This window comes from Paraburkholderia sp. BCC1885 (assembly GCF_900996235.1).
Classification (GTDB): domain Bacteria; phylum Pseudomonadota; class Gammaproteobacteria; order Burkholderiales; family Burkholderiaceae; genus Paraburkholderia.
On sequence record NZ_CAAJGM010000224.1, the window covers coordinates 20,341 to 33,238 of the forward strand.

Genomic DNA, 12,898 nt, shown 5'->3' on the forward strand with positions numbered 1-12,898 from the left:
CCTCGGTTGGTAATTAGCCGAGATAAGGTGAGTATGTACGCGAATCCTGAATCACAACGGTCTTGAGTACACAGAACTCCTCGATCGCCATGCGACCGTTCTCTCGACCGAAGCCACTCTGACGCACACCGCCGATCGGCACCTCCGATGGGACATCAAGGAAGGTATTTACCCAAACGATTCCGGAGCGAATCTCCCGCGCCATAAAGAGGGCTGTGTCGATCGAACCAGTCCAGATCGCTGAAGAAAGACCATAGAGCGTATCGTTGGCAAGGCGCGCCGCATCATCGATATCGTCAAACGTCAGCACCGACATCACTGGGCCAAAAATCTCCTCACGAGCGATAGAGAGATCCGGTGTTACCCCGGTGAATATAGTCGGCTCAATGAAGAACCCAGGTAGGTCCTTGATCGCCGAACCGCCGAAAACAAGCTTGGCGGATTTTTTACCCTCCTCGATGTAATGGAGGATCTTTTCATACTGCTGTTTGCTGACGATCGCCCCGACCTTGCTGTCTTTGTTCATCGGATCGCCCACCTTTACCGTGGCGAGACGATCTTTCAGGCGTTTCGTAAATTCCTCTGCGATACTGGACTGCACAAGTAGCCGACTACCACTACAGCATTCAGCACCCGCGTTGTAGACGATTCCCTTGATTGCCCCGTCAACAGCAGCGTCTAGGTTTGCATCTGCGAAGATAATATTTGGATTCTTGCCACCCAGCTCCATGATCGTTCGCTTCAGAGTAGCAGCGGAAGCGGCAATGATGGCCTTACCTGTCGCGGTCGATCCAGTAAAAGAGATCAGGTCGACGTCCGGATGCTCAGCCAGCGTTTTGCCAACCGGATTACCATAACCGGTCACCACGTTGAACACGCCCGACGGCAGGCCAGCCTGCTCCAGAATGCGCGCGAGCGCGATGGTAGTGCCCGAGGTAAGCTCGCTCGGCTTCACGACTACACTGCATCCAGCCGCCAGTGCATAAGGGAGTTTCTGACTTAAAACTACCAAGGGGTAGTTCCATGGCGTGATAATTCCGACCACGCCAACCGGCTCACGCAGAACAATAGCGAGTTTGTCGCCACCTAGATTGCTGTGGCTGTCGCCGTGGATGGCTCTCGCTTGCCCGGCGGCGAAATCCCAGATGTCTCCCGCCCATTTGACCTCATCGCTTGCCTGCGTGAGAGGCTTGCCAGTTTCCATACTTTCCATCATCGCCAGTTCCGCAAAGTTTGCCTTGAGCCGGACTGAGACTGCGCGCAGCACGTCGCTGCGCCGCGCAGCACTTAAGCCAGACCAGCGCTTGTCGAGATACGCGGCCTTCGCCGCCGAAACCGCAGCATTGACATCGTCAGCATCACCTTCCGGCCATGTGGAAATGAGTTCTCCGTTACTCGGAGCGAATCGTTCAATAACGTTTCCACTGCTGGCCTGAACGGCTCGGCCGTTTATGAAATGATGCATTTTGCGAACCGGTGCTGCCGATGACTTTTTCCCAGCGTTCATGCTCTACTCCGATATCTTGTAGGCTCGCGCCACGCACGGCGCGCGGTCGATTGGTCAGTGAATCAAGCTTAATATTGGAGAATGATCCCGTCGTTCTGGTGCCAGCTAACGGTCGCTGTCGAACCAGGCTTCAGCGCATGCGTGATATCTGACTCGGGCGCCGCTATTTGCATGGAACTTCCATCACCGAGGGTACCGAATATACGCATTCCAGAACCCAGATACACCTTTTCCTTGACCGTGATGCTTGCCCGGTTTCCAGGCTCCGAGTCTTCCGCGACACCTTCGCCTGAGCTGATTTTGAGACACTCGGGTCGCAGCAGAAGAGTGACCTTTCCGCAAGCACCAGCCACCACACGCTCATCCAGTACGACAGCGTTCCAACTCGCCCCTTCCACTACATACCTTCCATTGACTCGCTTCAGTTCGCAGGAGAGCAGGTTCGATTCGCCAATAAAGTCCGCAACGAACGTGCTGTTCGGATTGGCGTAAAGATCACGTGGAGTGCCAACCTGTGCAAGCTGGCCATGAGAAAAGAGCGCAATCCGATCGCTCATGACCAACGCCTCTTCCTGATCGTGAGTAACTGAGATTACCGTCGCACCAAACCGCCGGGTGACTCGCAGGATCTCCATCTGCATTGACGTTCGGAGCTTCTTGTCGAGCGCGCCAAGCGGCTCATCAAGTAGTACAATCTCCGGGTCATATACGAGTGCGCGAGCGAGCGCGACTCGCTGCCGCTGACCGCCAGACAGTTGTTTCGGCATACGGCCAAGAAAATTTCCCAGATTCACCACATCCAGAATTTCCTCTGCGCGCTTGCGTCGCTTCGCTTTACCTATGCCACGCGACTCCAGAGGGAACGCGACGTTGTCAGTAATCGTCATGTGCGGAAACAACGCGTAGTCCTGGAAGACCATGCCAATGTTTCGCTTGTGCGGCGGAATGCCGGATAGATCGCGGCCCATCATCGCGACCCTTCCGGAATCCGGTTTCAGGAAGCCAGCGACGATCTGCAGAGTGGTGGATTTTCCCGATCCCGACGGGCCCAACATCGTCAGAAACTCACCCTTCTTCATCTCAAGAGTGATGTCTTTCAATGCCTCAAACTGACCGAAAGATTTGCGGAGCCCTTCAATTTGCAATGCTGTGGTCATAAGTCACCTTAAACCTGGCTGTTCTTGTTATCCCGCCCGGGGCGAAATACGTAGGCGAGAATCAATCCGATAGCTGTTGTCAGGATGAGAATGCTCCCTACCGCTGCTATGGTTGGGTCCAAACCAGTGCGCAGACCCGACCAGATCACCACCGGTAATGTGCGCTGTTCCGGAGACGAGAGAAAGAGGGAAATGACGGCCTCGTCCCAAGAGGTAATGAAGGCAAACACCGCTCCAGCGAAGACCCCTGATTTCAGAAGAGGCAAAGTCACTCGGAAGAAGGTTCGAAGCGGATTCGCACCAAGTCCGGACGCCGCAGTTGCAAGATTCGGCGGAATGGTGTGCAGCGAGGTGGTCACCGTCACGATAACCATCGGAATGGCCAGTACGCTATGAGCCAGCACAAGGCCGATCATGGTCCCTGCGATTCTCCATTGGGAGAACACCATGAAAATCCCGATCGCTAACACGATCACAGGAGTAACAAGCGGGCTGAGCAGGTACATCCGTGCCATCCCGATGATCCTGGAACGACTGTTGAACATCGCGAGCGCAGCCGTCGTGCCTAGAGAAGCCGAAACGAAGACCGTCCCGATAGCCACCTTGAGACTCGTAGCGAACGCAGCCAACCAGACGTCGTCGCCAATGAAAGCGCGGTACCAGCGCAATGACAATCCCACCGGAGGAAAACGTAGATCACTGATCTCGTTAAACGAGACAGGTATGATCACGAGCACCGGAAAAATCAGGAACACGACGATCAAGGACACGAATAGCACGAATGCAACTCCAGAAACGTTTCTCGGGGCCGTCGAGATCATCACGCTTCCCCCACTTTTCGCTTCGCTATCCTAACCAGAATACCGAATGTGCCGAATGCGAGCGAAGAGAACACAATCAGAACTACCGCGAGGGCGCTGCTGAACGTGAAGTTGACCTGCTGATTGATCTGGTCGGCAATAAGCTGCGCAATCATAACGTTCCTTGAGCCACCCAAAACTGCGGGGGTAATGTAAAAGCCCATAGACAACGTCATGGTGAGAACGAACCCAGACAACACGCCAGGCATCGTCATCGGGAGATACACCCGAAAGAAAGTACGCAGCGAAGAGGCCCCAGAAATTCTCGCTGCTGCAATGATGTTCGAATCGACGCCCCGCATGACGGTTGCCAACGGCATAACCATGTAGGGAAGCAGCAGGTTCGACATCCCGATGACGACGCCAAGCTGGTTCCGGATTAGAGAGACCGGGGTGTCGACTATGCCAAGGCCTAGCAAAACCCGATTTATCAGCCCTGAGTCCTGAAGAAGAACGAGCCACGAGAACGTTCTGAGCAGCACGCTGACCCAGAACGGAAGAAGCAGAGCAACGGAAAGAACGCCCAACACGAGACCCTTTGCTTTCACTAGAGCATATGCATAGGCGTAGCCCATCACCAGACAGACGAAGCTAACGATGAGTGCTGTCTTGAACGTTGAGAGAATTACTCTCGCGTAAAGCCAAGTCGAAAATATTCGGGTGTAGTTGGAGAAAGACCATTCGGGGGCGCTTCGCTCTACTATGTAGAGCAACGGATAAATGAAGAATACCAAGAAGAAAGCCAGCGTCGGTAGCAACACGAGGAACCAGCCACCCGACTGCACCAGGCGACCAAGTAAAGAGGGTCGACTACAGGTGTAGTCGCCCGATGACGCAGACAGGCTTTGGGCCACGGTGTTACCTACCTAAATCTAAGATTGACAGAAGAATTTGCGTACCCGTGACCGATGCCTTGCGTTGATTGTCTAGCCATCACTGGTAGCGCCAACTCCATTTATTTGTATGTCTGGCCTGCGACGCGCGGGAGCCGGATGACGCAACAGCACGGTCTGTTGATCGAATGGCTGCTGCGTCCACAGATCGGATCGCCGATTAGCAGGCGATCGCCTTTCGCATTGCTTCGGAACAGTTGCGACCGCCCTGAACCAGAAAGTTGGTATCAAGTCCATAGGTCATCAGGTTAAATCCGAAGTCGCGGTAGACCGGAACATAGTCGAGCGAGGCGACGTCGATGCCCGCACCGATGCCGTTCTTGCGCGCTGCTTCTGCAACGCGCCTGCATGCTGCACGCAAACCATCAGAGAGTTGACCGAGTGGCAACCCGAGCGACATGGAAAGATCTGCCGGGCCAAGGTAAAGCGCGTCGATACCCGGCGTTGCAGCAATATCTTCGACCGCCTCAAGCGCGGCGGCCGTCTCGATCTGTACCACAGTCGCCGTCTCGTTGGCTACGCTCACGTAGCTCGCTTCGTCCAGGTAATAGTTCGACGCCCGTAGCGGCCCGATGCCTCTCAGACCAACCGGCGGATATTTCGCTGCCGAGACAACCGCCGATGCTTCCCGCCCTGAATTGACCATCGGCGCAATCAGCGCCGTCACACCGTTGTCCAGCGCCGCCTTGATCAGATCCGGTGTGTTCGCCCTGACCCGGTAAAGCACCGGCATGCTGAATTTCTCGGTCGACGGCAGAAGCGTGTAGAGAATGTCCGGAGGAACCGGAGCGTGCTCACCATCGAGCAGAATGAAGTCAAAGCCCGTCTGGGCCATCAGCTCGGCGACCATCGGATGCGGTACGTGCATCCACGTGCCAAGAAGCGGCTTGCCAGACCGGATCTTCTCGGCGAACTCCTTGAACTGCGTCATCTCCCTGCCCCCGATCCTTTATCCAATAGTCGATAATATATTACCGGTAAGCTGAGCCGGTCAACGTATCAAAAAAACGTTGCAAGGCTCGTGTAGTGTATCCCCTAGTAGCCGGCAACTCTCTATCGCTGCAGCTACAAGGTCCAGGCCTGCGCGTTTCAGGCGCTCGACAATGCTCAAAAGTGCTCGCCTTTTCAAGATCGGACCAACAAAACCGTCAGCACCGGATTGCCCGGCGGCAGTGCGGCGTTGTTCGAGCACTGTTGTGCGTTCAGGTTGGCGCCCTTCGCTTGACCCTGCAACTCAAAGCGGTCACTTATCGCGTTTGGCCACGGTTTTCTCTAACTGATCGTAGCGGCAGCGCATCTGCGCTGCTCAACAAGAAAACGCGGGAACTGGATACCGCGGCAACACGCTGACCCGCAGATTTCCTAGACGACTACTTGCAGGCCCTCAGGAAAGGGCTCTTCAGTATCGATCCAGATCTGGTTATAGCCGGTTACATGTGCCGATCCCTTCAGGACCGGCGTGATCGCGTCATAGTCTCCCACTTTAGTGCGGTTCAGAATCGTCCCGGTAAAGCGGGTTCCTACGTGACTGCGCTGTTCGAAATCTTCACCCTCCGGGAGTCTACCCTTGGCGTGAAGCTGGGCGAGACGAGCCGCGGTTCCTGTCCCGCAAGGCCCATGGTCAATCATACTCTGCCCGCAAAAAACCGCGCCGCTACTGCCTCGCCCGTTTTCATCTAATGTATCTGACCACAGGATGTGGGTCACGCCGTTGATCGAAGCGTCCAACGGGTGAACCGGGAAGACTTTCTCTTCAATAAGCTTGCGAATTCTTGGGCTTGCGGAAACGATTTTCCGTAGACCAAACGCCCCAACTCCGCCATATCCATCCTGTGGCTCGATGATGGCGTAAAAGTTTCCCCCGTACGCTATGTCTACCTGGAACACTCCCAACTCTGGCTCGACAATATTGACGTCTGTAGCGTAAAGAAAACTCGGGACACTTGCAAAACTGACAGAAGTAACCTTGTCTCCCATCCGCGTGTACTCGACATCGAGGATACCGGCGGGAACTTCCAGGCGCAGAGTCCCTTCCTTGCGGGGAAGTATGACGCCATGCTCAATCGCGAACGTTATCATTCCGACGCTGCCATGACCACACATCGGCAAGGTTCCGCTCACCTCCATAAAGAGGAGAGCACCATCGTTGTCCGGATTGATAGGAGGCAGGACGAATCCTCCTGACATGATGTCGTGACCACGCGGCTCCAGCATCAAACCCTTTCTGATCCAGTCATAGCGCGAGACAAAATCTTGCCGTCGTTCACTCATGTTGCAGCCATTCAGAAACGGTGCACCTCCGACAACCATACGTACAGGATTACCACCAGTATGCCCATCTACACAAAAAAAAAGTTTCCTCACGACACGCATCCCCTTTTTCACATGTGCGTTGACTATGTTTCGAATCCGAAATGTTGTGGCGACTTTCCGTACGCTCGACAGCCTGACAACCACATTACCGCATGTTAATTTCTAGAAATTGCTACGGCATCGGGCGCCTTGGCCCGTCTTCAAATCAACGGCCAGCCCCCCAAAAATCTGCGATCCAGGATTTCGATGTCGGTATTTGACTTTTTTTATTCGGTGTACTTAATTTACATGAGGCGTAATGTAGTCTCACGAAACGTAACATAAACGAGCTCAGTGAATGAGATTGGAGCCGCGGCGGTCCTGCTCGCCCCTTACATGAGGCAAGGCGAACAGGATTGCCTCTAATCAACGCGGCATCGATCGTCCGTAGCGAGAAAGTTAACTAAGCAGCCAGTCTTGAAAACGCTCATCGATCTTCGCCTGGTTCTTGACCCACCAGGCGTAATTGATATTGACGCGCGTAGCAACGTGATCGGACGGAAGATTGCCTTTGTATTCCGGATAAGGATCTTTTGCCGCGGCGATATTGGTTGGGCCATACGGCAAATACTGCGTCAGGGCCCGTTGAGGACCCTCCGAGAGGAAAAACGCAAGCGCTTTGAACGCCTCCTGCTTATTCCGAGCACCTTTGGGCACGACAAACCATCCTCCCCCGCTAAGCCATTCAGTCCACGAAACTGCAATCGGAGCATTCTTCATTGCAGGAAACGCACGCGACCCCCAGAGGATGCCCGCAGTCGCTTCGCCGCTTGTCAGCAGTTGTTGCGATTGGGCACCACTGTCCCACCAGATGAGACTGCTCTTGATGGTGTCGAGCTTCTTGAGCGCCCTCTCGACATCAACCGGGTAAAGACTTTTGGGGTCGACACCGTCCGCGATGAGAGCGGCCTCCAGGATACCCCCGGACACGAACTTCCATACCGCTCGCTTGCCGGGGAATTTCTTCAGGTCGAAGAAGTCGGCAAAAGTAGACATCTTCGCACTGGCGAACTTGTCGCTTCGATACGTGATAATGGTATTTTCGAGGTCAGTGCCGACCCGATACTTCATTGCACTGCCCGGGGTAAGCATGCTCTTGTCGATCATCGAATAATCGATTGGCTCCAGCCACTTCGCGTCTGCGTCCAGTCCGAAGAAATCGCCGGTGGTGGAAAGGTCGACCGTCACGTTTCCGGCTTCTACCATCGCCTTGATACGCGCAGCGTCATCCGGAGTAGTGTATTGGATCGCCAGGTCCGGATTCGCCTTCGCATAGGGTTCAAATACTGCCTTCCGATAGGCCTGCTCGTAGGCACCGCCCGAGGTCTGGATGGTCAGATTTCGGGTAGCAGCACGTGCGAATCCACCAAAAGTCGATGCTAATACAACGCCAAGGGCCGAGTTTGCGCCGGCCTTAAGGACGCGGCGACGATTGACCTGAAAGTCCTGCTTCATTTGAGTTTTCCTCTATTGATCGACACTTTTGCCTTGTAGGACGAACACCCTTTTGCTCTCATTCAGCGCCTCTGGTAAGGAGACGCCACCTGGATTCCTGCACCTTGGTGTCACACTTCTTCCACCGCTCTCTCAGGTCGCTCTGCTGGCACGGGTCTTTCATCCGACAGCCTAAGCGAGGATCTTATGTCGGCGGCACGGGGCTCACCTTGCTTTTACAGCGCATACGTCTCCACGCCTTATGCTCCGTGACATCAGAAGATGTATTTCTGAGTCTTAAGCGACTTGCGGCGGCCCACTGGAATCGTCGCCCGTCCTCATCAGGCGCCAGCGCACCTACGTCGCAACAGATCCAATAACAGGTAACATATTACCGGTTAGCGATTTCTGTCAACAAAAACAAAAACAAAAACAAAAACTGTTGCCCACCTAGCTCCATTCTCTTGTAACGAAGCGTTCATGGCAAACAGCCCTACTTGAGCTCACGTGCCTCATCGCGAACGTATCTCATCAGCAACACAATTTTGATATGTTGACATCTATCGTTAGCCGGTAATATGTTACCGGCTATCGTTAACGAAGCAATTTGTTAGCCTCGGTCACGATCAAGAACCCTGGGGAAACCCGCACCCGGAACATCCGCTCACGGGTGACGGCAATCATTTGTGTAGTTGTACTAACCCAATAGAGGAAATTTATGAAAAAGACAATCTCCGCAGTAATTGTTGCGAGCCTTGCAGCCTATGTTTCATCGGCGAATGCGCAGAGCACGGTGACGCTTTACGGGGTCATCGACGTTGGGATTGACTTCACAAACAATAGCGGTGGCAAGCAGCTTTGGCACATGCAAGACGGAACCTACGATGGCATGTACGGGAGCCGATGGGGTTTGAAAGGCGCCGAAGACCTTGGTGGTGGTCTTTCCGCGATCTTCAAGCTGGAGAACGGTTTTAATGTGATCAATGGCACGCTTGCTCAAGGTGGTCGGGAATTTGGTCGTCAGGCGTGGGTGGGCTTGTCGGATATAAAACTGGGCACCATTACGCTCGGCCGGCAGTATGACTCCGTGGTAGATTATTTCGCGCCCGTTACCATGGTGGGCACTTGGGGCGGAGTGGACTGGCACGCAGGAGACATCGATAACACCGGAAACTCCTTCCGCGTTAATAACTCCATCAAGTATGCGAGCCCCAGTATTGCTGGATTCACTTTCGGCGGCTTAATGGGCTTGACCGACTCTAACGTCAACGGAACCAGCAAGGTCGGACTTTGGAGCGCTGGCGTTGGTTATTCGATTGGTAGCCTCAATCTTGCAGCGGCCTACCTTTTCGCGAAAGACCCAGGCACTTATCTGTCTGAGGGAGACTATCAGTCGAATACAACGGGCGCTGCAATTGGCGCCGCAGGTCCGTTCAGTTACGTCGGTCAACCTAAGAATCAACAAATCATTGGCGCGGGCGGCACATATAAGCTCGGGGACGCAACTTTCGCGCTCGACTACTCAAACGTGAAATTTAATCAGGCAAACGGAACGACTGCGACAGTCACGTTCAGTACGTACGAAGCGTGGGGGCAATACAAACTCACCCATGCCACCACAGTGGCCCTCGGATATGAATTCACCGACGGTAGCGTTGGATATTTGTCCGCCAAGCCCAAATATCATGAAATCAATTTCATCGCAGACTACAATTTAAGCAAGCGAACCGACCTCTACGTCTCCGCTGCGTATCAGATCGCTGCTGGCGCCTCACAACCGGCCGACATTTTCGACGGGGTGACGGGCACTGCGTCTACGTCCAATCATCAGATCGCGGCGCGCGTGGGCTTACTGCACAAGTTTTAAACTGGTCCGTTGCAACTATATTTCTGGTCCGCTCCAAGTTGATAAGGCCCGCGCCCCAGCGGGCCATTCCCGCATGAATTCGAAGCACTGAAACCTATGCTGTGTTGACGGCGTCAAAAATCTGCACATAAATAGTGGCGCAAGGATGACCAGGACCGTCAACAATGAAGCGCCGCTAGCCTCCCCGCTCGTGATAGACGGCTCCGGTGAGAATGGATCGCGATGTCGTTGACGCAGACAGCCGGACGACCATCAATCAACTCAATGCGATTGACATCTGCATGGTGCCGTGTAATATATAACACATCACACCTCACTTGTTGACTAGTTATGCGGCCGGGGGGGTGAAGGTCACGAGACGGCACCACACATGCCAACTCGTCCAAAGCGGGGCCAGCATTGCTTCTGGCGGACTATCGAAACCCATTCTTACTGCATCCATGCGCCAAATGCACAATTGAGATCTGCGCATCACTGTTTGACAGGCACGCATTTATGACGCTTCGAGGTAAAGAATGACCCAGGTATCAACGCTTCCTCAGCACGCCCTTGACTGGCTAACGAAGCAGGATAGGCAGCCATGCATTGCGGTCGACTCACATACTGCCGGGAATCCAACAAGGATCGTGCTTTCCGGCATTTCCCTACCTGTCGGTATCGTGACAGTCGATCAAGTGAGGGTGTGGCTTCGCGATCACGGGGATCATTGGCGGACTCGTCTCGTCCATGAGCCGCGCGGCGGTGGCTTGACATGCGCCGTCCTGCCGATCTTCACCAAGGAAGATGGTTGTGATATCGGCGCCGTCATACTGGAGCCGGGGTCCTATCCTCCAATGTGTGGACATTGCATGATCGGCTTTGCCACAGTCATCGTCGAGCTAGGGCTTCTGCCAAACCTTCCTGTTGATGCTCAGAAAATCGATTTCCGGATTCGCACTCCGGCTGGACCGGTCGGCGTTACTGCGTGGAAGGAATACGGGAAGTTAAAGAGCATCACGCTGACCAATGTTGAATCGTTTACCGTAATAAAAGGGCTTTGCCTCGTTGACGGGCGCGAGGTGGCAACTGAATTGCTGTATGGCGGTGACTACTACATAAGCGTCGACGTCAGGGAAATCGCGCTCTCCCTCGATCGTAGCAATGCTACGGAAATTGTTCGGGTGGCAAGACGGCTTAGGGCAACTTACACCGAAGAAGGCGTAAGGGATCCATTAAGTGGCTCGGCACTTGACGTTTATCAAGTGCTCTTCTACGAGCGCAGCCCTCTTTCTGAACACCGTGTGAAGGTCGTCGTAGTAGCGCCACCGGGAGTAATCGATCGCTCACCATGCGGCACCGGCTCTAGCGCGATTTTTGCGAAGTTCGTTACTGATGGATTGATTGGGCCCGCGGACGTGCTAACGACCGAGAGCATTATAGGTTCGACCTTCACTGTTACAGCGAAAGATGTTCGCCGAACACCCGATCGAACGTTTATCACACCGGCTTTGACCGGCAGCGCTTTTATCAACGGTTTTCTGACGATCGCGGCCGACGCAAGCGACGCGCTCGCTAATGGTTTTGCCCCTCTCTAACCCGCCCAAGGAATTGATTTCGATGACTCTCAAAGGTGTTCTTTCAGCAATTGTTACCCCGTTCGATGCCAACGGCGAGATAGACGCATCAGCGCTCCGAACGCTGGTTAATCAAGGGATCGCGGACGGTGTAGACGGCTTCGTTCCCGCCGGCGGCACCGGAGAATTCTCTGTTCTCTCCCATGAGGAGCGACTCAAACTGGTTGACATTGTGGCTGAACAGACAGCGGGTCGGGCTAGTGTTCTCGCTCACACCGGCGCGACCTCCACAGCAGAGGCGATCAAGCTTTCCCGACACGCCGAGCGAGCCGGAGCGACAGCCATCATGCTTGCAACTCCGTACTACGAACGGATCGGTTTTCAGGAAGCATTCGCCTATTTCGCGGCTGTTGCCGACGCGACCAGTTTGCCTATCTGCGCCTACAACTTCCCGCCATCTACCGGTTTGCATCTCGACGTCGATTTCCTGGTTCGCCTCACCACTGAAATTCCGCAAGTGAAGTACGTAAAGGACTCGTCTGCCGATATCCAGCAGATGTATACTCTGCTTGGCGATCACTCGGACAAGATCACGCTTTTAAATGGTGAAGATGTAATCATGTTGCCGGCGCTTGCCTTGCGCGCACGCGGCATGGTGATGGGTAGCGCGAACTTTATGGCACCGGCCCTCGTGAAATTGCAAAAAGCCAGCGAAGCGGGTAACGATGGCGAAGTGGTAGCGATCTGGCGACAGATCAATCCCGTGATCAGGGCACTGGCTAAAGGTTCCTACAATAGCGGAGTGAAAGCCGCCTGCGAGATTCTCGGTCTCCGTGTCGGTTCAGTTCGTGCGCCTATCCTGCCTTATTCCCAGAACCAGATCGATTCTCTAAAGAAAGTTCTCTCTCAGGTAGACCCGTCCCTCCTGACGGGTGCAGCCCGTTAAGACCCGACCGGTTGTGTCATCCACATACGTAGGGTGCTTCTTCGATAGAAAGCCACGGCGTTAAAACACACCGTCCTTGCTTTTTTACACTGCTCGAATCGACGCCGGTCACATCCCACAGCGCAGCTTGTATTGTGGATTGCCAATCAAAAATTCGGGGAGATGGGGAGAACACGTTTTTCCCTATCCGATTCGACCTGTAGCGTAAGCGGCTCGGCTGGGCCGTGTCCTCACGCGCGCGCGAGCAAGGCATGATGGTGATGGCGTGTTGGAGTCCGTGTAGATCAAGGGAGATCGTGTCCACGATCGGCGATCGTGGACACGATCTA

General features: G+C 54.3%; 10 protein-coding genes. 3 read left to right on the forward strand and 7 right to left on the reverse strand.

Translation table 11 applies throughout. The features are described from left to right. Positions 1-13: 13 nt before the first annotated feature. The 7 genes from FQ755_RS26990 to FQ755_RS27020 all read right to left on the reverse strand — a co-directional run bounded on the left by FQ755_RS26990 (position 14) and on the right by FQ755_RS27020 (position 8,224). Entirely contained in the window at positions 14-1,507 is a 1,494-nt protein-coding gene (locus tag FQ755_RS26990) for an aldehyde dehydrogenase family protein (RefSeq protein WP_144158075.1), read from the reverse strand. Between the two features lie 68 nt (positions 1,508-1,575). Then, complete coding sequence (locus FQ755_RS26995; protein ID WP_144158076.1) at positions 1,576-2,664, reverse strand: ABC transporter ATP-binding protein; 1,089 nt, start codon at positions 2,662-2,664, stop codon at positions 1,576-1,578. Positions 2,665-2,672: 8 nt separating this feature from the next. Continuing rightward, on the reverse strand, positions 2,673-3,443 hold the full coding sequence (locus FQ755_RS27000) for an ABC transporter permease (RefSeq protein WP_222105788.1): 771 nt from the start codon (positions 3,441-3,443) through the stop codon (positions 2,673-2,675). 41 nt (positions 3,444-3,484) lie between these two features. Continuing rightward, positions 3,485-4,378, reverse strand: coding sequence for an ABC transporter permease (locus tag FQ755_RS27005; RefSeq protein WP_144158077.1), 894 nt, complete (start codon positions 4,376-4,378; stop codon positions 3,485-3,487). 199 nt (positions 4,379-4,577) lie between these two features. Beyond that, positions 4,578-5,348 (reverse strand): HpcH/HpaI aldolase family protein, encoded by a 771-nt coding sequence (locus FQ755_RS27010; RefSeq protein ID WP_144158078.1) that lies wholly within the window; start codon positions 5,346-5,348, stop codon positions 4,578-4,580. Positions 5,349-5,779: 431 nt separating this feature from the next. After that, positions 5,780-6,790, reverse strand: a complete 1,011-nt coding sequence (locus FQ755_RS27015; protein ID WP_260858884.1) for a 4-hydroxyproline epimerase — start codon at positions 6,788-6,790, stop codon at positions 5,780-5,782. Positions 6,791-7,168: 378 nt separating this feature from the next. Beyond that, entirely contained in the window at positions 7,169-8,224 is a 1,056-nt protein-coding gene (locus tag FQ755_RS27020; RefSeq protein ID WP_144158080.1) for an ABC transporter substrate-binding protein, read from the reverse strand. Between the two features lie 697 nt (positions 8,225-8,921). On the opposite strand from FQ755_RS27020, the gene FQ755_RS27025 reads away from it, so the two are divergent. The 3 genes from FQ755_RS27025 to dapA all read left to right on the forward strand — a co-directional run bounded on the left by FQ755_RS27025 (position 8,922) and on the right by dapA (position 12,569). After that, entirely contained in the window at positions 8,922-10,070 is a 1,149-nt protein-coding gene (locus tag FQ755_RS27025) for a porin (protein WP_144158081.1), read from the forward strand. Positions 10,071-10,585: 515 nt separating this feature from the next. Beyond that, positions 10,586-11,644: a proline racemase family protein gene (locus FQ755_RS27030; RefSeq protein WP_144158082.1), complete on the forward strand. Its 1,059-nt coding sequence runs from the start codon at positions 10,586-10,588 to the stop codon at positions 11,642-11,644. Positions 11,645-11,666: 22 nt separating this feature from the next. Next, a complete protein-coding gene (dapA, locus tag FQ755_RS27035) occupies positions 11,667-12,569 on the forward strand; it encodes a 4-hydroxy-tetrahydrodipicolinate synthase (protein WP_144158083.1) in 903 nt (300 codons plus the stop codon). Positions 12,570-12,898 lie beyond the last annotated feature (329 nt).